The 19,971-nt window shown below is 67.8% G+C and carries 13 protein-coding genes and 2 pseudogenes; 8 read left to right on the top strand and 7 right to left on the bottom strand.

Features of this window, described 5'->3' with window-relative positions:
- The first annotated feature begins 59 nt into the window (after window positions 1-59).
- Window positions 60-1,118, top strand: coding sequence for a PucR family transcriptional regulator (locus ACGF4C_RS20385; RefSeq protein WP_393567996.1), 1,059 nt, complete (start codon window positions 60-62; stop codon window positions 1,116-1,118).
- A 1,218-nt stretch (window positions 1,119-2,336) separates the two neighbouring features.
- Here ACGF4C_RS20385 and ACGF4C_RS20390 read toward each other — a convergent pair.
- From ACGF4C_RS20390 to ACGF4C_RS20400, 3 genes are all read right to left on the bottom strand, one after another.
- The gene (locus tag ACGF4C_RS20390) at window positions 2,337-3,008 is read right to left on the bottom strand and encodes a DUF4142 domain-containing protein (RefSeq protein ID WP_393567997.1); all 672 of its coding nucleotides are present in this window, start codon (window positions 3,006-3,008) and stop codon (window positions 2,337-2,339) included.
- Window positions 3,009-3,224: 216 nt separating this feature from the next.
- Window positions 3,225-4,409 (bottom strand): FAD-dependent monooxygenase, encoded by a 1,185-nt coding sequence (locus tag ACGF4C_RS20395; protein WP_393567999.1) that lies wholly within the window; start codon window positions 4,407-4,409, stop codon window positions 3,225-3,227.
- Window positions 4,410-4,509: 100 nt separating this feature from the next.
- Window positions 4,510-4,884, bottom strand: a complete 375-nt coding sequence (locus ACGF4C_RS20400) for a hypothetical protein (RefSeq protein ID WP_393568001.1) — start codon at window positions 4,882-4,884, stop codon at window positions 4,510-4,512.
- A gap of 66 nt (window positions 4,885-4,950) precedes the next feature.
- Between ACGF4C_RS20400 and ACGF4C_RS20405 the strand changes: the two are divergent.
- A pseudogene (locus ACGF4C_RS20405) lies at window positions 4,951-5,301 on the top strand (MarR family winged helix-turn-helix transcriptional regulator); the annotation flags it as partial.
- A 133-nt stretch (window positions 5,302-5,434) separates the two neighbouring features.
- Here the strand turns inward: ACGF4C_RS20405 and ACGF4C_RS20410 are convergent.
- Together ACGF4C_RS20410 and ACGF4C_RS20415 are read right to left on the bottom strand one after the other, a co-directional pair.
- A complete protein-coding gene (locus tag ACGF4C_RS20410) occupies window positions 5,435-6,598 on the bottom strand; it encodes an FAD-dependent monooxygenase (RefSeq protein WP_393568003.1) in 1,164 nt (387 codons plus the stop codon).
- The gene (locus ACGF4C_RS20415; RefSeq protein ID WP_393568005.1) at window positions 6,595-7,182 is read right to left on the bottom strand and encodes a TetR/AcrR family transcriptional regulator; all 588 of its coding nucleotides are present in this window, start codon (window positions 7,180-7,182) and stop codon (window positions 6,595-6,597) included. The genes ACGF4C_RS20410 and ACGF4C_RS20415 overlap by 4 nt, the downstream gene beginning before the upstream one ends.
- 440 nt (window positions 7,183-7,622) lie before the next feature.
- Here ACGF4C_RS20415 and ACGF4C_RS20420 point away from each other — a divergent pair, with 440 nt between their 5' ends.
- Window positions 7,623-8,192 carry a penicillin-binding transpeptidase domain-containing protein gene (locus ACGF4C_RS20420; protein WP_393568006.1) on the top strand — a complete coding sequence of 190 codons (570 nt, stop codon included), beginning with the start codon at window positions 7,623-7,625 and terminating at the stop codon, window positions 8,190-8,192.
- 248 nt (window positions 8,193-8,440) lie between these two features.
- On the opposite strand, the gene ACGF4C_RS20425 is transcribed toward ACGF4C_RS20420, so the two are convergent.
- Window positions 8,441-12,493 carry a BTAD domain-containing putative transcriptional regulator gene (locus tag ACGF4C_RS20425; RefSeq protein ID WP_393568008.1) on the bottom strand — a complete coding sequence of 1,351 codons (4,053 nt, stop codon included), beginning with the start codon at window positions 12,491-12,493 and terminating at the stop codon, window positions 8,441-8,443.
- Here ACGF4C_RS20425 and ACGF4C_RS20430 point away from each other — a divergent pair.
- The 4 genes and pseudogenes from ACGF4C_RS20430 to ACGF4C_RS20445 all read left to right on the top strand — a co-directional run bounded on the left by ACGF4C_RS20430 (window position 12,429) and on the right by ACGF4C_RS20445 (window position 15,905).
- Window positions 12,429-12,803: a hypothetical protein gene (locus tag ACGF4C_RS20430; protein WP_393568010.1), complete on the top strand. Its 375-nt coding sequence runs from the start codon at window positions 12,429-12,431 to the stop codon at window positions 12,801-12,803. The genes ACGF4C_RS20425 and ACGF4C_RS20430 overlap by 65 nt on opposite strands.
- Before the next feature lie 467 nt (window positions 12,804-13,270).
- The gene (locus ACGF4C_RS20435; RefSeq protein WP_393568033.1) at window positions 13,271-13,579 is read left to right on the top strand and encodes a hypothetical protein; all 309 of its coding nucleotides are present in this window, start codon (window positions 13,271-13,273) and stop codon (window positions 13,577-13,579) included.
- Window positions 13,503-14,219: pseudogene (locus tag ACGF4C_RS20440) on the top strand (caspase family protein); the annotation flags it as partial. The gene ACGF4C_RS20435 and the pseudogene ACGF4C_RS20440, both read left to right, overlap by 77 nt.
- Window positions 14,220-14,378: 159 nt before the next feature.
- Complete coding sequence (locus ACGF4C_RS20445; RefSeq protein ID WP_393568035.1) at window positions 14,379-15,905, top strand: diguanylate cyclase domain-containing protein; 1,527 nt, start codon at window positions 14,379-14,381, stop codon at window positions 15,903-15,905.
- Window positions 15,906-16,353: 448 nt separating this feature from the next.
- On the opposite strand, the gene ACGF4C_RS20450 is transcribed toward ACGF4C_RS20445, so the two are convergent.
- Entirely contained in the window at window positions 16,354-18,093 is a 1,740-nt protein-coding gene (locus ACGF4C_RS20450) for an AIPR family protein (protein ID WP_393568012.1), read from the bottom strand.
- A 751-nt stretch (window positions 18,094-18,844) separates the two neighbouring features.
- Here ACGF4C_RS20450 and ACGF4C_RS20455 point away from each other — a divergent pair.
- Window positions 18,845-19,971 (top strand): PP2C family protein-serine/threonine phosphatase (locus tag ACGF4C_RS20455; RefSeq protein WP_393568014.1); only part of this gene is annotated, 1,127 nt, incomplete at its 3' end.

Consider the following 19,971-nt stretch of genomic DNA (forward strand, 5'->3'; position numbering starts at 1 on the left):
CCCGCCTGGAGCCTGCGCTAGAAAGGCGTTACCAAGGCATCAAGAAATCGGGGGCACACGTGGCAGGGCAGGGCATCCCCGACGAATACCTGGACGGGTATGCGCGCATCCTCGCGGACGCCTCCGCAACCGGCCGGCGGTTGACCCGCGACGAACTCGACTCCCGCCGGGTGCTGGGCGAGCGGGCCGCCGAGGCGGGCCACGGACTGCGTGCTCTGGTCGGTGCCCACCTCGCCGCCACCCGTGCCCACTGGCCCCACTCCACCACTCCGGCCGACGGCGTGCTCGCCGCGGCCGCACAGGCCATCGACGCCTTCGCCGAAGGCTATGAACGGGCCCAGCGCCTCGCCGTGCGCCAAGAGGAGGCAGCGCGGCGGGAGTTCATCGACGACCTGCTGTACGGTCGCAGCGACCTCGGTCTGCTCGCCGAGCGCGCGGAACGGTTCGGGCTGCGGCTGTCCTATGAGCACGCCGTCGCGGTGGCACAGGGCACCTCCGCGTACGACGAGGGCGACGCCGTGCCCCGCGAGGTCGAGCGGGCGCTGATCGGCCGCTTCGGTGACCGCAGCATCCTGCTCACCACCAAGGACGGTCGACTGGTCTGCATCGCCCCCGGCGACCAGGACGAAGTCCTCGCCTTCTTCGCCAAGCAGGCGTACGCCGCTGCCGACGGCGCGCAGATCGCCATCGGCCGTCCCCAGCCCGGCCCGGGCGGCGTCGTCCAGTCCTACGAAGAGGCCCTCAACGCCCTCGACCTGGCCGAACGCCTGGAACTCGACGCGCCCGTCCTGCGGGCCGCCGACCTCCTTGTCTACCCCGTCCTCACCCGAGACCGGCAGGCCATGGCAGACCTGGTCCTCAATGCCCTCGGTCCGCTCCAGAACGCGCGAGGCGGTGCCCAGCCGCTCATCGACACCCTTTCCGCATACTTCGACGCGGGGTGCGTCGCCGCCGAGGCAGCGAGGCGGCTGTCGCTGAGCGTGCGCGCCCTCACCTACCGTCTGGAACGCATCCACACCCTGACCGGCGCCGACCCCGGGGACCCGGTGCACCGCTACACACTCCAGACCGCGGTGATCGGCGCCCGGCTGCTCGACTGGCCGGCCACGGAGTTCTGAGGGACGTCCGACGCTCCGGTCCTCAGCGTCCAGCGTGCCTCCGATGGCCTCCGCGAAGCCGTGGCGACCGCCAGGCCCGCGCTGCGGGGTGCGTCGCCGCAGCGCTGAAAGGGCGCGAAGATCCGGTCCTTGGCCTCGTTGGGCCAGTGCCACGTTTGGAACCGGCGCCGTCATCCAACAGCTCAGAGACACAGAAGAGTGCGAGCGCCGGCTTGTCGGTGATGGCGGACTTCATCGCCTCGGCGTCGGTGACGATCCCCCACTTCTACGCCTGTCTGTATGACATGATCTGAAACAAATGGTCATTATGCGGTCAAATCGGGATGATGGTGAGTGACCCGTCGAGGATGGGCGATAAAGACGAAAGATCGACGCGATGCTGCGGTCTGCGGTCTGCGGTCTGCGGTCTGCGGACTGCGGACTGTGTCAAGGCTGTGCGTACGGCCCTTCACGCCAAGCCGGGCTCGGGCTCTGCCGCGCACCCGGCGGTGTCCGAACGGGGTCACGGTCGCGCACCTCATCGCATGCCGGCAGTCGGTGCGGCAGAGCAATCCTGGGCCGTCGACTTGTTGGAATGTACCTGCCTCGCCGGCCAGAGCACCGCGTGTGCCGGCGCGCAACGCTGCCGTGGTGTGAGTTGGAGGCTGCCACCGTCATGGTGAAGAGTGGGAAGCGTTTGAGCATCGCCGTTGTTGCGGGGTTGCTGGCTCTGGGGGCCAGCACCTCCATCTGGTTGTTGCTGCCGCGCGGAGAGGATCCTCAGCTCGATCGTGAGGAGCGCCACTCACCGCGTGCGGTGTACCAACGGAAAGATCTGGCGGTCTACCAGCTGGGCCAACGTGCGGGCGATGTCATTCGCAGGGAACGCCTCGCGCACGGTGCTCCGCCCGGCGACGCGGCGGCGGACCGAACTGCCTGCGGACGCAAGTGGGCCCGGCAGGCCATTGGCAGCCTCAGTGCCCAGGACGAGGCGGCGTTCCTGGCTGGTTGCCTGGACAGAACAGCCGCTCAGGGGGCGTCAGTGGACGCTGGACGTTGACGTGAGGATCCGGACCGGTACGCGGCTGGGGTGGCGAAGCGTTCTCCTGTCGCGTCACTCGCGCCGGTTTCGAGGCCAACCATGTCGACCGGGGAGCATGTCGAGGTACGGGCCACTCGTGGCCGTTGAGCTCGCGAGATGACACTCGGTGCGCTTCTCGGAGCCGGCACGGCAGACGGTCATTTGGGAATGGTGGAGGCGACGTCGTCGAGGGTGGCGTCCGAAACGAGGCCGGTGTCCTCCAGTACGTCCATGTGGTCCTGGACCGTGTTGTTGGCCTGCGTCGCCAGACGTCGTACCAAGGCGTTTTTGGTGGTGGCGCGGACCTCACCGATGGTGATGAACACCTTGCCGTGGGAGGCCCGGAGCAGGTCCACGAAGAGCTGGTCGAAGGCGTGGCCCCGGACCTTCTTCAACTGGTCGACCCAGCCTTGCTGTTCGGGGGTCGCCTGGTCGGGGATCGGCACGTTCAGTGCTTCGGAGTCCTCACGGACGAGTTGGTCGAGTTTGCTGTGTCCGTCGAGCACATGCATGCCGGCACGCTTGATTGCTTCGCTGGATGCGTGGGTCTGGGCGAGCCGGCCCGCCGGCATCTCCCACAGTCCGGCTTGCCGTACCTTGGTGAGGAAGGTTTTGTCCAACGCGGTGACCGTGCCGGTGTTGCCCGCGCGAGGGCCGGCCAAGGCCGCGCTCGCGGCCGGTAGATCGGCGGAGACGGACTCGTCGGCGGACCCGTTCCGCTGCCACAGCCACACGGACACGGCAGCGATGACTGTGGTGAAGGCGAGTGCTGCGGCTATGAGACGGCCGCGGTTCGAGGCGGGCCGGGCGTTTCGCGCGTGAGATTTCATCGTGCCTCCTGGGGTGCGCGCGACGGATCGCCGGCGGGCGCCGCCGTCGGGGCGAAGGTGGGCGGTGCCACGCTAACCTTTGCACTGAGCAAAGAAGGGGATTGAGCGACGATGCTCAAAACCGGCCGACGGGCAATGCTCGCGGGCTACGATCCCGCTCTTCGCGTCATGGGTCCTGGCTCTGGCCGTATCAGGTGGATTCCTTGGTCGGTGGCTTCAGGGCTTCCGGATGCCGGTTTCCGCGGAGGTCGGGGTGGACTCCCCGGCGAGGGCCGCGCCGCGGTAGTGGTTGATGCCGGACCGACTGCCGGCCTTCAAGTCCCCGCTCCGGAAGTGGAGTTGCCAGGCGGCGTCGGGAACGAACCACCGGGCGGCCTCTCGGACTGTGCGTTGTTCGTCGGCGATCACCGGCTGCCAGATCCGTTCGTAGCGGCGCAGGGCGGCTTCGACCGAGTCGGTGCGGTGGAGTTGGTCGGCCAGGATGCAGGCGCCGGCCATGCCGAGGGCGGCACCTTGTCCAGCGAGGAGGGAGACGGCCTGGCAGGCGTCGCCCACGAGTGTGACCCGGCCTCGGCTCCATTGCGGCAGCTCGATCTGCGCCACCTGGTCGTAGTAGATGTGGTCGGCCGACGGGCACCGTTCCAGCGCGCGAGGCGTGACCCAGCCGAGCCCGGAATACTCCCGCAGGAGAGCGGCCCGCACGTCGTCCGGCAAGGCGGGGTCGGGGGTGCGGTGCACGGCGAGTGCTGCGACCTTGCCGTTGCGGAGCCCGTAGAAGCCCATCTGCCGCCCGAGTGTGTCGGTGAGGCAGAACCGGTTCCGGAGCCGGGCGTGGACGTCCGGCGCGTCGAAGACGAACGCGGCGGTGTGGAAGCCGAGATAGCGCAGGTAGCGTGCCTCGTCCCCGTAGGCCATGGAGCGCACGGTGGAGTGGAGGCCATCGGCTCCGACCAGTAGGTCGGCGCCGACTGAGCTGTGGTCGGTGAGGATCGCCCGGATGCCGGTGACGTCATTGTCGATATGTACGAGACTGGTGGCGAAGCGCAGATCCACGCGATGGGAAAGGCTTTCCCGCAGGGCCTGTTCGAGGTCGGGGCGCATCAGACTCAGCAGCTGTCCTCCCGCCGCCTTGCCAGGCTGCTCGTACGTCAGCAGGGCGCGGATCTGTCCGCTGTGGTCGATCGAGACGGCTTCACGGACCGGGTAGGTGAGTTGCCGCAACCGGGGCAGGAGGCCCATGGCTCCGGCGGCGTCCTGGACGGGGCCGGATAAATCGATCATGTAGCCGTGGGTGCTGGGGCCGGGCGCCGTCTCCAGGACCACGACCTCCCAGCCAAAGGTGTCCAGACGCTGGGCGAGCGCGAGGCCGGCGATACCGGCCCCGCAGATGACTGCCTTCATATGCGGAATGGCCTTGTCTTCGTGGCTGCCGACGAGTGCCGCCGGTGCGCTGTCAGAGCTGGCGTATCTCCCCGAGTGCGAGTGGGGGCTATCGGTTCCGTCATGCGGCGACGGGGGCGTGGAGTGCACGCAGGGAGCTCTGGTGAGTGGGGCGTTCGGCGAGCACTTGGGCCACGGATCGGGCGGTGAGCGTGCCCGAAGAGCAGCCTTCGACGTCAAGGACCGGCAGTGCTCCGTGACCGGCTCGGAAAAACCGGTCTCCGGATTCCGTGAGTTCGGTGGCAGCCGACAAGGGGGTGGGGAGGGGCCCCGTGGCTTCCCCCACGGTCTGTGCGGCGGCCAGCACCACCTCAGGTACGCCGTGGACCCGGGCCTCCTTGGCCATCGAGTCGACCAGCGGCCCGTACGGCAGGGCGAGGACCGTGCTTCGGGTGTTCGTACTGACGGCATCCCTTGGACCTGTCGTCTGGCTCACATTTTCCCCTCGTCTCACCGATACGCACCTATTTGCATTATGCAAAAGTTGTCAACAGGTGCTTTCGATCGGGTGACGCTCCCGCAGTTCCGGATGCTGGTGGTCCTCTCCACGCGAGGGGCCACCAAGCTGGTCGTGCTCGCCGAACTGCTCCAGGTCGCCCCCTCGACCGCGATGCGCATGGTGGACCGCCTCATCGTGGCCGGTCTGGTGGACCGGCAGGCCAACCCCGACAACCGGCGTGAGACCCTGCTCCAGCTCACCGACGAAGGCAGACGCACGGTCGAAGACGTCACTACCCGCCGTCGTGCGGAGATCAGCGCCATCGTCGAACGTCTCGTTCCTGAGCAGCGTTCCGCGCTCATCGAAGCGCTCACCGCCGTCAACGGCGCGGGCGGCGAGCCGTCGGGGACATGACCCAGGAGTACGAGATCGACGCCTCCGTCGACAGCGTCTCGCTCCGATTCTCCCCACGGCAGTGCCATCTCGTACGCCGGTACCGACGGCGTCGTCAGGAAGCTTCTGTCCCGGCCGGGTTCCGACCGTGCGGTCAGGCGACGAGTTCGGCCACGGTTCGGTGGTCCTTTGGGAAGAGGGGGCCGACCAGGAGCCGGTCGAGGCCGGGGAGACGCATGGCGCGGAAGCCCCAGCGTCGTAGCAGGAGTTTGACGGGTGAGGTCGGCAGGAACCACTCGGTGACCCGGTCCCGGGCGGCGGTCTGGACGTCGGTCGCGACCGGACGCCAGCGCCGTTCGTAGTCGGCCACTCCTTCGGAGACGGAAGAGGACCGGTGCAGCCGCTCGGCGAGCACATACGCACCCGCGATGCCCAGGGAGGCGCCTTGTCCGGCGATGAGGGAGACGGCGTGGGCGGCGTCGCCGACCAGCGTCACCCGTCCGTTGTGCCAACTGGGTATGTCGGTCTGGGCGACCTGGTCGTAGTAGACCTGGTCGGGCGGGGGGCACTGCGCCAAGGCGCGTTCGGCGAGGTCCCCCATGCCGGCGTACTCGTGGCGGAGCGTCTCGCGAGGGTCCCCAGGCAGAGCCGGATCGGGGTTGCGGTGGACGGTGAAGACCGCGACGCGGCCCTCGCCGAGCCCGTAGAAGCCCATCTGGCGGTTGAGTGTCTCGGTGAGCACGAACCGGCCGCGAACCTGTGTGAACGCCTCGGGATCGGTGAAGACGAAGGCGCCGGTGTGCATGCCGAGGTAGCGGAGGCAAGCGTCGTCCCCGCCGAAGGCCAGCGAGCGGACGCGGGAGTGAATGCCGTCGGCGCCCACGATCAGGTCGGCGTCGATCGTGGTGCCGTCGGAGAGAACGGCCTTGTCGTCGATCCGGTCGATGGTGACGCCGTAGCGGAGATCGATCTCCTCGGCGAGCGACTCGCGCAGCATGCGTTCGAGCGCGGGCCGCATGATGCTGGCGATCTCACCGTTGAGCGCTTTGGAGAAGAGGGCGTAGTCGACACTGACGGTCGTGCGCCCGCGGTCGTCGATGTAGCGGAACTCCTCGACGGGGCTGGCGAATTCTCGCAGCTGGGATTGCAGGCCCATGGCGCTCAGAGCCTCGTACCCGGGTCCAAAAAAGTCGATCACGTAGCCCTGGGTGCGGGGGCCGGGGGCGTGGTCGACGAGGTGGACCTCCCACCCGTGGTGGTGGAGGCGTTTGGCCAGGGCGAGGCCGGCGATGCCCGCACCGCAGATGAGGGCTTTCATCGGTGCTCTCCGTTCGGTTCGGTGTCGGTGAGTTGGCGCAGCAGTGGCGCGATGTCCGCGGCCGACAGTTCCGGGTCGAGTCCCTTGTGGAGGAGGAAGCCGTCGAATACGGCCATGACGACGGTCGCGGCCGCTTCGGGCCGGGGGTGGCCCGCGCCGGCCAGCGACGTGGCGAGGTTGTTGCGGAAGTCGATCACGAGTCCGTGCATCTGCTCGTGCAGTCGGGGATCGCGGGTAGCGGCGAGGTACGCCTCGATGAACAGCAGGGATGTGGGGTCGGCGCCGGTGTACCGGTCGAGGTCGGACAGCATCGCCTCGATGCCGGCGGTGGGATTCGCGGCCGTGGTGAGGAGTGCCGTGGTGCCGTCGAGCATGCGGCGCATCTCTTCGACCACGGCCTGACGCAGCAGCGCCTGAAGCGACTCGAAGTGATAGTGCACCAGGCCCGGACGGACGCCGGCCCGCTCGGCCAGGTTGCGCGTGCTCACGGCGGTCCAGCCGAGCTCGCCGATGAGTTCCCGCGCGGCAGCCAGCAGCTGTGCACGCACGATCCGGCCGCGCTCGGCGTTGGTCTGACCAGACAAGTACACTCCTTGGGCGATCGTCTTGGGCGATTGCCCAATTTAACACTCGCGGTCTCTGCACACCACTGATGCTTCTGCAGTGATGCTCAGGTGAACTGCCTTGGAGACTGCAGAGTCGCCCTCAACGGCTGAGGCTGAGATCAGGCCGGCGCACCCTCCGCGGAGATCCGGGCGGCGCTCTCTTCGGACGGCCAGGCACTTGAACCATGAGCCCGCCCGGCCGCTTGCCTGCACGACACCACCTTCACCCCGTATGGCAGTCACCCCGGGCTGGCCCTGCGCCCTGCCGGTACTCGGCAACACCTCGCTGGCTCCCTCGACCTGAGCGACGAGTGTTACCTCGGTGAACTGCCCTCCGAGGGTGTGCCCCGCTGAAAGGATGCGCGGTCAGGTCTCGATGTAGGGCTGGGCGAGCTCGGCGGTTGGGCTCGACGACGCACGTGTCCGAGGCGGTGATCCTCTGGTGGAGCAAGGCGCAAGCCACCCACGTGGCCCCGGCGACGAGTGCAGTCAGCGTGAACAGCGGAACCGCCATCCGGCGGGTTCCGCTGCGCTTCCGCGCCGGCGGCGGCGTGGCCACCACCGACCCGAGTATTCCGTCGGATGGCCAAGGCGGCGAGCAGGCAGCCCAGTTCATGGGCCGGGGCAAGGTCACGGCCACGCCGCTGTTCATGGCATCCGTGGCGGCGACCGTGCGCAACGTCGGCTGCAAGCAGCCGATCATCCTGCCGGGGCAGCACCAGGACAGCGCGCCCCGATCCATCTCCGCCCGTACGGCCGGGTACCTGCAGTCGATGATGCGCACCGTGGCCACCAGCGGTACCGCGACGCCACGTCTGAGCGGACTCGCAGGCGTCGGGGCGAAGACGGGCACAGGGGAGGGGGGATCACGCCAACGGCTGGCTGGCCGCGTACAACCCTCACATAGCCGTCGCTGCCCTGGTGGAGGGCGCCGCTCCGGCGTCGACTCCGCCGGATACGTCGTCCGACAGTTGCTTACCGGGAGCTGACCCCAGGTCCTGCTGCTTCGCGGCCAGCGGTGCCATGAACAACGCCGTGCCGCCCATCGCCCGGGACCAGCCGTCTCCAGCGGTGGCGGCGTCGACTCGGTGCCTGCCTGCATGCTTCCGCTTGCATGCGGGTGCCGCTCTCGACGGATGCCCGGGGAGATCTCGTCTCCCGGTCGCCGGACCGGTCCAGCGCGACGCAGGCTGGTGAAACCTCGGCAGAGCGTGCCGGACGTTCGAAGCTGCCGCTGTCAGGGCGTCGCGTCGTCATTGACGTCTTCGCGGGTCGGGGCGCCGATCTGCTTGAGGATCGACAGGGCGTGGGCCCGCCTGGACCGCGCTGTCTGGGATCTGCCTGTTGTGTCCAGCAGATCTGCCAATGCCGTCAAGGTGTCGGCCTGACCGTGGCGGTCGGTGATGCGCTCCCGGATGGCGAGGGCGGTCTTCAGGTGCCGTTCCGCCTCGTCGTAGTGCCCCAGTTCCGTGCAGACGTGCCCCAGGCCGGTGAGGGCCATCGATTCGGTGAACGGTTCGGCGGTCTTCCGGGTGAGAGCGAGGGCTTCGCGGTGCCACTTGGCGCTTTCGTGAGGTCGGCGGCGTGCGCAGGAGGCCAGCCCCAGGATGATCATCGCCAGGCTCTCACTGTGCGGATCGTTGAGGTTCCGGGCTCGCACCAATGCCCGACCGGCCGTTTCCATGGCGTTCTGGGGCCGTCCGCAGTGAAGGACCGTCAAGGCCAGTCCTAGGGTGGCACCGGACTCGCAGCGCCGGTCACCGATCGTCCGGCTGATCCTTAGCGCCTTCCGCAGGTGCTCCCGGCCCTCCGTGGTGCGCTGGAGCCGCTGGCAGAGGAGTCCCAGGGACGTGAGCGTCCAGGCCTCGGTCTGGCGGTTGCTGATGCCGACGCTGAGGGCGAGGGCCTGGCGGAGGAGTTCCTCGCCCTGGGCGTAGTGGCCGGTGGCCCACTGCACGAATCCCAGACGCTGCAGGGAGATGGCCTCGCCCCGCCGGTCGGAGAGCTCCCGGAAGACACCGAGCGCGTACCGGTGGTGGTCCCGCGCCGCACCGGGCCGCCCGAGATGCCAGGCGGCCAGCCCCAGCCCGTGGCGCGCGATCGCCTGCCCGCGCAGGTCGCTGTTCTGTCGGAACAGCGCGAGGGCTCGTTCGTGGTGGCGCGCGCACTGCGCGTAGTTGCCGAAGATCCAGTGCGCCAGGCCGAGATTGCTTGCTTCATGTGCCTGTCCGCGTGCGTCACCGGTCGCCTCGAACAGAGCTGTCGCCCACCGGTGTTGCCGGGCACTTTCGAGATGGCGGCCCGGGATGAACCAGTACGCCGTTCCCAGCCCCCCGCGGCACCGGGCCTGACCGTGCCGGTCCGCCGTCTTATTGAACTCCGTCAGTGCCTGTCCACACTGCCTGGCGCTCTGCGAATAGTGCCCGAGGGCGTACGAGGTGCGGCCGAGTCCGGACAGCGCTTCAGCCGTGCCGTGCACATCCGCTGCTGCCTCGGAGAGGGTGAGAGCGGCCTGGTACTGGGCCGCACTGTCCTCGTGTCTGCCCAGGCCGTCGTACATGACCCCCAGATCCCGCATGATGCGTGCCTGCTTGACGGGGTCCGACATCCGCCGGGCGGCCTCCAGCCCCAGCCGCAGGCCCTCGGCGCTGTCGGTGCCGTACGCGTGATGCGCGAGGAACGCGTGGGCCGCGGTCGCCAGCCTCCAGGTGGTGTCGTGCTGGTCGTTGCCTGCGGCCGCACGGGAGACGGCCAGCAGGTTCGAGCGTTCCCGCTCCAGCCAGTCGAGCGCGGTGGTGGCGGTCGGCCGGTCGGTGTGCCCGCCGCCGACGGACGCGAGGCGGGAGCCGGCCTGTCCACCGTCCTGGGCCGGTGCACGCCAGGGCTCCAGGGCGTGCCGCGCGGCCTCGCCGGCCGAGCAGTACCAGTCCACCACGCGTCGCACGGCGTCGTGCCGCGCCGGCTCGTCGTCCTCGGCGCGAGCGAGCTCAGCGGCATACAGGCGCAGCAGGTCGTGGTAGCGGTAGCGGCCGAAGGTTTCCTGTTGCAGCAGATGCTCGTCCAGCAGCGACTCCAGCTGGCGCTCGGCCTCGACGCAGCTCACACACAGCAGCGCGGCCGTCGAGGCAGGTGTGAAGTCGTCGCCCGGATGGAGGCTGAGCAGCCGGAACGCCCGCCGAAGCGTGGTGGGGAGCGAGCGGTAGGACAGCTCGAAGGCCGTCGCCACGGCCCGCGTGCCGACGGTGAGCTGCTCCAGCCGGTGCTCGTCGGTGTCCAACCGGTGCGCCAGGTCCTCCGCCGTCCAGGCGGGTCGGGCGCGCAGCCGTCGCGCTGCCAACGCGACGGCCAGCGGTAACCGCCCGGTCAACTCGATCAGCCGCCGGGCTGCCTCGGAGTCCGGACCGACTTCCTGGCGGCCGGAGACTTGGGCCACGAGCGACAACGCCTCCTCGGGTGAAAACGTGCCCAGGCGGAGCGTATGTGCACCGTCCAGGCCGGAGAGCACCCGGCGACTGGTGATCAGCAGTGCGCAGGACGGGGCCCCGGGCAGCAGCAGCCGTACCTGCTCCTCGTCGAGGGCGTCATCCAGCACCACCAAGGCACGCTGTCCGGCCAACCGGTCGCGATACAGCGCCGCGCGAGCCCCGCTTCCGGCCGGGATCCGGCTGCCGGGGACACCCAGCAGCCGCAGGAAGTCCTCCAGTACCTCGGCCGGATCCGCCGGAGGGCTGCTGGGGGAGAAGCCTTTGAGGTCGGCCCACAACTGCATGTCGGGGTAGTGCCCCGCGGTGACGAGGTGGTGCGCGGCGCGCACCGCGAGTCGTGTCTTGCCCACCCCCGCCATTCCTTCGATGACCGCCAGAGGCACCGCACCGTGTACGGCATCGTGCTCCGTGCCCGGCCCGCACAGTGACCGCTGAAGCTCCTGCATTTCCGCCTCCCGACCGACGAAGTCGTAGACGTCCATGGGCAGTTGATGCAGGCCGGGCGAGGTAACGGGCTCGTGGGGCTCGGCCTCCTGTCGCGAGTCCCCGTGGTGAAGCGGCTGTGCCGGCGGCTTGTGCGGGGGCCACGGCGGGTCCGAGCGGAGTATGCGGGCGTGCACCTTCTGGATCTCCGGGCCCGGATCCACACCGAGATCGTCCCGCAGGGTCCGCCGCACCTTGTCGTACGTCGCCAGCGCCTCGGCTTGTTGACCGCACCGGTAAAGGGCCACCATCAGCTGGGCCCCTAATCGCTCTCTGAGTGGGAACTCCGCCACCAGCCCCGTCAGTTCGGCCACCACCTCCGATTCCCGTCCCAGTTCCAGATCCGCATTGATCCGCTCCTCCAGCACCGTGGCGCGCCATTCGGTGAGCCGGTCACGCTCCCCGTCCAGATAGAGTCCGGAAACGTTTGCCAGGGCCGGACCACGCCACAGCTCCAACGCCTCGTGCAGGCAGGTGGTGGCCCGTACGAGATCCCCCTCGGCCCGGGCGGCGCGGCCGCGCGCAACCCGCTCCCTGAAGGTCTCGAGGTCGAGCCCCTCCGGCGCCACGGAAAGGGAGTAGCCGCCGTCGGACCACCGCAACGTCTCCGAGGCGGACCGGGGGCGCCGCTCTGGATCCAGTTCCCGGCGCAGGCCGGATACGTACTTCTGGAGCTGGTTGACGGCGTACGCAGGCGCCGGGTCGCCCCAGACGGCCTGAATCAGCCGTTCCCTGCCGACGAGTCGGTTGGCGTGGAGGAGGAGCACCGCCGCAACGGCACGTCTGCGCGGGCTTCCGAGATCCAGTTGCCGGTCCCCGCGCCAGGCGCATACCGGCCCGAACAGTGCGAAGCGCAGTGTGTCCTGAACGCCGTCAACTCCCATGCATACCCCTCCCCCTGAAGCCGGCCACCAGTGCGTCCGCCGTACCAGTGCTTCGTCCAGAGCCCCGTCCAGCGGAGCGCCCAACCAAATCATCCAGGGTAGTGAGCGCGAGGGGCGTAGGTCGGCTCCGCGGACGTGCCTTCCGGCCGTTCGAGGTGGCCGCCGTGCGCGCCCCGTGCCCCGGGCACCGACAGAAGGCCACGCGCCGGGTGCGGAGAGAGAAGGGGAGCCGAAGCACCAGGCCGCCCCCACAGGTGCTCCCGCCGTGACAGGCCAGGTGCCACGGGTGCAGCGGAACGGCAGCAGGGCCTGCCGTATTCCGGCGGGCTCGACGTCTAGACATGAACCGCAGAACCAACCGAGAGGAAGCATCATGCACGTGATCCGCCACGCCGCCGCGGTCGGCATCGCGACCGCAGCGCTGGGAGTTGGCGCCATCGCCCCGGTCAACGCGGCCCCCGCAGAGCATGCGAAGCCGCAGGGCCGGAGTGCACAGACACAGACCGACAACATCCAGGCCCGCATCCGCTGGCACCACTCGGTCCCCAAGTGTGCGCGACACGGGAGCCTGAACACCTCGGGATGGACCGACCACCTGAAGATCAAGAGCCACTGCGGTCGGACCGTCTGGCTCAAGGTGGTGGTGAACCACGGTCCTGACAGCCGCTGCAAGAAGGTGAAGGCCCATAAGAGCATGAAGCACCACTGGGGTTACCCGGGGAGCCTGAAGTGGGTCACGAAGTGTTGATCTGAGCGGCAGCCCAGAAGGGGATGGTCCCCTGCGGCCTCCCGGGCCGCAGGGGACAACCACGCCGCTCCCGCGCACCGCGAGATTTGGCTGCGTGCCCCGTCGCCCTCGGCGCCACCAGGCGCGAAGTCGGCACGGTTGGCGGTACTACCACGGGCACACTCGCGCGAGGCTGACCTATGTGTAATTCGGTAAGGCGGCGGGGGGAGCCTCGTGATCCCGACGGCCAACTGGTGCTCCGAGAAGGCGTATCGGGCCGCGTCGACACGCTCAGCGGCGCCCACAACATCTCCTTGCCGCCGACGACGCGGCCGCTCCAGGCCGGTTGCTCCTGCCGGCTTCCTCCATCCGGACCGTTCGCCCCTCTCACCCTCTGTAAAAGCCTATGCTGAGACACTCATTTGGTCGTCACACACCAGGGGCGAGACTTGAACGTTACGGTGCAGTGCGCAAGCGGCGAGGCCGAAGTGGAGCTGCGTTCGCTCTGCGCCTGGTTGGTCGCCGACCGGGGCGTGCGACGCCACACCAGCGCTGAACTCATGAGCACAGCAGCCGAGGCCGTGGGGCACCAGGGCACCGCCCTCGACGTCCTGTCCGTTGTCCTGAGCAGCGGCTTCAGCGCAGCATCGCTGGCCATGAGCATTGCCCAGTGGCGATCCACCAGGCCGCAGCCCCCCACTCTGATCATCGAGCGGCCCGATGGGACCAAGATCGAGATCAGCGGTTCGTCCACTGACGAGGCCGCCCAGGCCGTGCAGCGGCTGCTCGGTGAGTGAGGCGACGGCCAGAGCCTTGGACAACCTGCCTGACCCGCTTCAGACCCGGGTGTTACTCATCGGCAGCAGTGAATTCTCGGAGTTGGACGACTTGCCCGCGGTGAGGGGCAACCTGATCGCATTGCGCGACCTGTTCCGCGATATCTGGAACCTGCCTCCTGACCACTGTACCGTGGTCGCTGATCCCGCCCTTCCGCGAGATGTGTCCCGGGCCGTACGGCGAGCCGTGGACGAGGCCACCGACACCCTGCTGATCTATTACGCGGGCCACGGCCTGATCGAGCCGAGGACCGGTCAGCTGCATCTGGCCATCGAGGGCAGCGACCCGAAGTTCGCTTATGACTCGGCAGTGCCCTACGAGTGGATCCGCAGGGAGGTGGAGGGAAGCGCGGCCACACGCCGGATCGTCGTACTCGACTGTTGCTACAGTGCGCGGGCGTTCGGAGTTCAGTCCGCTTCGGCCGAACTCGCCGTCGACGGCACCTATTTGCTCGCGGCGGCGGCCGAGACGGCCGTGGCGCTCTCGCCACCCGGCGAACCGCTCACCACCTTCACGGGGGAGTGGGTCACGGTCCTTCAGCAGGGAGTGCCGAGCGGGCCGGAGTACCTCAGCCTGGACGCGATCTTCGCCCGATTGCGCACCAGGCTTGTCACCCGGGACCGGCCGGAACCCCAGCGGCTGTGTCGCAACCAACTCGGGCAGGCTGCCTTCGTCCGCAATCCCGCATATAAACCTGTGGCTGGAACGCCCCGTGCCCTTGGCCGCGGCGGCGATGGTTCGTCCGTACCTCAACCCCTTGTGACGGACTTGGCGACCGCCGACCTCTACACGGCTCGCACTCTCGCGGACACGCTGCAGGCCGTGGTCGACGGTATCGTCTCCGGATTCGGGTACGAATTGGCTGCGATCAACTTGGTTCGTCCTGACGGGGACCTTGTGGTCGCGGCCGTGGCAGGCAGCACGTCGGCCGAAGCGCTGATGGCTGGCCGGGTCGGGTCGCGCGCCGCGTGGGAGCAACGTCTCACGGTGGGCGAGGACCAGGACGGCCTGCGTTTCATACCGCATTCCGAGGGTCGAATCCTGGACGAGGACGGTGTTCCGGAGCTCTTCGCAGAGAGTTCGGAGCCGTACGATGAAGGCCGGTGGAATCCGGGAGACCGGCTCTACGCCCCCATGTTCACGATCCGTAAAGAGCTTCTCGGCGTGCTCTCCGTGGACCGCCCGCGCAACGGCCACCGCCCCGGTCCGGAAGGGCGCAATGCGCTGACTGCATACGCCTTCCACGCCTCCATCGCTATCAGCAATGCTCGGCTGCGAGCCAATATGCAGCGCGCACTTGTACGGCTGGAACGCGAACAGCAGGCGCTGCGGGCCAGCGAGGAGTCCTTTCGTCAGGCGTTTGAGTACGCGCCGTCCGGGGCGGCCATCGCCGAGATGGGCGGGGACCAGCACGGCCGCATCGTGCGTGCGAACGACGCCCTGTGCCGGCTGCTGGAGCGACCCGCCGTGGCTCTCCGACGGCTCTCGCTGGTGGACCTGGTTCACCCCGAGGACATCGGCACCATGCTGAATACCGAAGCCGAGGGCGGACGCTCAGAGGTGCGCCTGGCCCGACGCGACGGGAAATATCTCTGGGTTTCCCTGCGCACCTCTGTCGTGGCCGAACCTGACGACGGGCCGAAGTACCTTCTCACCCATGTCACGGACATCGAGGAGCGCAAGATCCACGAGAAGGACGCAACGTACGATGCGCTCACCGGCCTACTCAGCGAGGCGGGATTGCGCCGTCACCTGGCGGGGCAGCTGTGCGGAGTGGTGCCCGAGGGCAAGGGCTCTGCCGATGCAATGATGGCCAGTGCTTCGTCGATGTCCGTCAGTCGTTCGCACAGGCACAAGGGCGAGCCGGGGGGCGCGCTGCCCGGACTGGCCGTGCTGCACTACGGACTTGACGGATTCAAGGCGATCAACACCCGCTTTGGGCACGAGGCTGGGGACAAAGTGCTGGCCGAAATCGCTCACAGACTGCTTGACGCAGCATCTTCCTACAACTGCGAGATCGAGATTGCCCGCATACGCGGTGACGAATTCATCGTGCTGATGAACGACCCGGACTCAAGCAGGGTGCCCCACAAAGCTGCAGACCAGATGCGTGGAGCGTGCCATCGCCGCATATCCTTGGGCGGCAAAAACGGCACGGTCCAGTTGGATGCGAAATTCGTCGTTCACTGGGCCAGCTGCGGCTCATCCGCCAACCAAGTCCTCCAACGCAGTGCCACTCTGCTGTACGAAAAGAAACGTCAGTCCTCAAAATTTCGCGGCGGGTAGTCGGCCACCGTACAGGCCATAGGTAGAGGGGTCGTCGTATCGTCCATCGGGGGGCACGCGGGGCAGGGGCTCGCGTGGGAACTGGCCAACTTTGGGGGATCGGGCCATCCTGCACAGGTATGGCCCGTGTCCACCAGATGCACCGCGCGGTGGGAACATGGCGGCTCCGCTCCCTCGCTAACTCACGCCAGAGTTCAGCGTCCCGCCGACCTATCCGCATAAACTGCTTGTGCCAAGTTCTCCGGCGCGGTGCCATCTGCACGTTGCCGTCCAAAGGATGCGCGGAAAACTGAATGTGGACGGATGGCGAGCTCCGGGTAGGGTCGCCCTCACCACTGATCCCTGATGAATGTTGCGCAGGAGATCCTCTATCCCGGGGCTAATCGGTGTGTATCTGTCGAAGGTGCTCTGATCGTGCATGCTGTTCCCGCCCAGGTGGTAGTTCGGGCTACCTTTCGATGCGGTAGCGGGCCTGTGCGATGACGGCCTGCCGGAGTTTGATCGTGAAGTCGGATGTGCGGGCGATGCGGTCGACGCCGCCGGCTTTGCTGCGGCGCAGAGCAGCTTTGAAGTTGTGCTCCAGGGTGCCCGTCATGCGGGTCATGAGTGCCTCGTTCAGATGGTCGAGGTCGATGTTCAGTAGGTCGCGGGGGGACGGTTGGCGCAGCCGAGTCAGGGTGTGGGCCGACATCGACGCCAGAGGATAGAGCCAGTTCTCCACGGTTTCTCCGAGCAACGGGTGGTCTTCCGCGTATTGCGTGAGGAAGGTGCGCAGCCGCGTGTGGATGTCCAGACTCAGCCGGTAGATGTCCAGGTCGTGTCGGGTGGAGAAGATCTGGACGTAGTGCTGGTCGTCCAGGAGCAGCGCGTCCGAGTGCCGGAGCGCCACGTGCGGTTCTCGGAGGGCGAAGGCAGTGAATTCCCTCGCCAGGCGAGCCATGCTGACGACGCGATCAAGAGGAAAGCCGAGGTTGCGGTAGTAGCTGGCGCGCCGTTCGTAGTAGTAGCCGCCGGCTTGGTGGAGGCTTTCCTCAATGTCCTTCTGGATGGACTCGGTGGCGCGTAGGGCGCCGGCGGGCAGTTGAGTCTGGCTGTTGGTGGCGCGGATGATGCGGTCTCTTGCGGTCCCGGACTCGGGTGCCACGACAATCTTCACCAGTAGTGATCGGTCGCGGTGCTGGCCGCCGTTCTGCACGTAACTGTAGATCTCGTGGCTGGTCTGCAGGCCGTTGACGATCTGGGGTTCTTTCATCACGATCTTCTTGCCGGCGATCTGGGCGGCATCGGCGACCACTGTGACACCGTTGTTGAACCACCAAAAGTCCTCACCGGTACCGGACTTGAGGGTTTCCCCGATGGCATTGTTGACTACGGTCGAACCGGCGTAGTCGCGGACGTTGGACTCGAAGAGCTCCAGCCTGAGAGCCTCGTTGTCCGAGGTGATGAACCGGTAGTACTCGTCAAGGCGCGCCAGGCACACGTAGCCTTCCCCCAGCGAGGTGCTCATGGGTGTTTCGGTGAAGACGAGTTGGGCGACGGCTTTCGCGCCGCGTGCGGTGCGCTCGCGCAGATCTGCCGCGTTGAGGTATTCGATCTCCGCTGTGGTGTCGGAGGTGATCTTGGCGAGTTCTCTGCGGAGTCGGTCCCCCTTGGACTTGACGTTGGGGTGTGGGGTTTCGGCCGCCTTGCTGGCGTAGATGACCTTGATTCGGACTTGTGGGAATGAGGAGGCCAACTCCTCCAACACATGGAGGAACCGACGGGTGCGGTCCAACAGCTTGGCATTGGTGTGGTCGATCAGGTCTTCTTCCTCTCGCCCCATGTCGAGCAGAGTGGGGAGGTGGAAGTGGAGCTTCTCGATCACTGTCTCCTGATAGCCCGAGGTGTTCTTGGCCTGGAGAATCACCAGTTCGATCTTGGTGGCGCGGGGCGGGAGGAATTGATGAGCGTCAGCGGTGATGTACCGCTCGTCGACGAACGTCCAGAGGCCGTCGATGCCGCAGTCGTGGGCGCCGTCCACGATCCCGTCTGTGATTTCGTCGTTGTCGAGGTCCCAATCCTGCAGTGCCTTGTCGGCTGAGAAGAAGGTGAAGAAGTCGTCCCGGGTCTTGTCGGGTGCGAGCTTCCGGTGCTGGTCCTCGAGGATCCGGTCGAGCAGCCGTTGGTCGTTGTTCTGCGCTGATGCCATGCAACACCCCACTGATGCCTCGGAACGTAGACAGAAGATGTTGGCAGGTGCCGGCCGCTGAGGAACACCCCATGTGGGGCGCTGAGTTGGGGCGCGCAGAGGTGCGCAGTGGTGCGCATGCGGCGCATGGGTTTCGTCGGGAGGCAGTGAGCGGCGGGCAGGACCACCAATTGGTGAGCAACATCGTCGCCGTACTCCACGTCCCCGTGTACTCACGCGGCGCCGGGGCGACAGTGGGCCGTATACGGACCCAGCCAGACCATGGAGGCTAAGGCACGTGTCGGCCTTGCAGGGGATGAGCTGGCTGAAGTCGTGGTCGGGAAGCGCCGAGCTAAAGCCGCGAGCCACGCACTACTGGCACTTGCGGCCGAGGCAGCGGACCTGTTTGGCCGTCCGGACGCCGAGCGCCGCGTGGCTGGGCCTCTGCGATCTGCGGTGGTGCGCCCCGAGGCTGCTGCCCATGGCGCCCCACCCGCTGCAGCGACCGAGCCCGCACACCCCGGTTGGGCTTGCTGGTCCCGACCTCATTCGATACCGAAGTAGATGTCGGTCCCGCCGAGCACGCGCTGAGCCCGACTGTCACGACGAAGAAGCTGCCGATTGGTTCGAGCCGATGGGTTCGAGTGGCCGGAGGGTGGCGGGCTCACGAGGTGTGCCCGGGGCGAGCTCGCTGCCCGCCGCTCTCGCGCTGGCCGCGATCTTGCCTGACAGGAGACAAGCCGGGATCGGTGTGAGACTGGGCACGGAAGGGGTGATCCCCGTGTCGGACCCACCGCACGCGTCCTCCGACACCGCCGTCGACGAGAGTCGGCTGGAAGAGCTGATCATCGAGGCGCAGACAGCTCTGCCAGTCGAGATGCCTGCCCTGGCGAATCGGTGCGCCTCGGCTTTCGGCCTGGATGCCGCGCTGATCTACCTCGCTGACCTGCAACAACGCCTGCTCATCCCACTCGATGAGGACGCGGAACCGCTGCTGGTGGAGCGCTCGTCGGCCGGCTGGGCGTACCGCACGGTCTCCCCGCGGGTGGCTGAGGCCGACGACGGCTTGACCGTCTGGCTCCCTCTGGTCGACGGCGCGGAGCGGCTGGGCGTGCTGGAGGTGCGGACCGCCTCGCTCGACGGGCTGCGGATGCGCCGGAGCCAGGCCCTGGCCCATCTCTTCGCCATGTTGATCACCTCCAAGCGCGGCTACAGCGACTGGCTTGCTGCCCGCACCCGCACTGCGCCCATGCAGCTGCCCGCCGAGATGCTGCGGGCCTTCTTGCCGCCCCACACCATCGGCAGCAGCAGATGCGTCTCGACCGCGGTCCTGGAACCCGCGTACGAGATCGCTGGCGACGCCTTCGACCATTCGGTGGTCAAGAACGTGCTGCACACCATGATTCTCGACGCCATGGGTCACGATCTGACCGCCGGCCTGACCACGTCGGTGGCCATGGGGGCGGCGCGCAACGCCCGCCGCGGCGGTGGCGATCTGGCCGACGTCGTCGCCTCCGTCGACCAGGCGCTCGCCCAGCGGCTGCCCGACCAGTTCTGCACCGGTGTGCTATGCCGACTCGACGCCGAAACCGGGGTGCTGCGCTGGGTCAATCGCGGTCACCCGCCGCCGCTGTTGATCCGTGCCAAGCGGGTGCTCGGCGGCGTACTGGACAGTCCCCCGCAGCCTCCGATCGGCCTGGTCGGCCACCTCGCCCCGGCGGCCCGGAAGGTCCACGAGACAACCCTGGAACCGGGCGACTGTGTCCTGCTCTACACCGACGGTGTCGTAGAGGCTCGCGACGCGGACGGTGCGGAGTTCGGCCTCGACCGGTTCACCGACTTCATCATCCGCTCCTCCGCCGCCGGTCAGCTCCCGGCCGAGGTGCTGCGGCTGCTCAT

The organism is Streptomyces sp. NPDC048197 (assembly GCF_043202395.1).
In the GTDB taxonomy this organism is placed as follows: Bacteria; Actinomycetota; Actinomycetes; order Streptomycetales; family Streptomycetaceae; genus Streptomyces; species Streptomyces siderophoricus.

Bases quoted from the DNA above. Each gene is read 5' to 3' on its own strand.
- ACGF4C_RS20390 (WP_393567997.1), bottom strand. From the start codon at position 3,008: ATGAAATCTCACGCGCGAAACGCCCGGCCCGCCTCGAACCGCGGCCGT.
- ACGF4C_RS20395 (WP_393567999.1), bottom strand. From the start codon at position 4,409: ATGAAGGCAGTCATCTGCGGGGCCGGTATCGCCGGCCTCGCGCTCGCC.
- ACGF4C_RS20410 (WP_393568003.1), bottom strand. From the start codon at position 6,598: ATGAAAGCCCTCATCTGCGGTGCGGGCATCGCCGGCCTCGCCCTGGCC.
- ACGF4C_RS20430 (WP_393568010.1), top strand. From the start codon at position 12,429: ATGCACGTGATCCGCCACGCCGCCGCGGTCGGCATCGCGACCGCAGCG.
- ACGF4C_RS20425 (WP_393568008.1), bottom strand. From the start codon at position 12,493: ATGGCGCCAACTCCCAGCGCTGCGGTCGCGATGCCGACCGCGGCGGCG.
- ACGF4C_RS20450 (WP_393568012.1), bottom strand. From the start codon at position 18,093: ATGGCATCAGCGCAGAACAACGACCAACGGCTGCTCGACCGGATCCTC.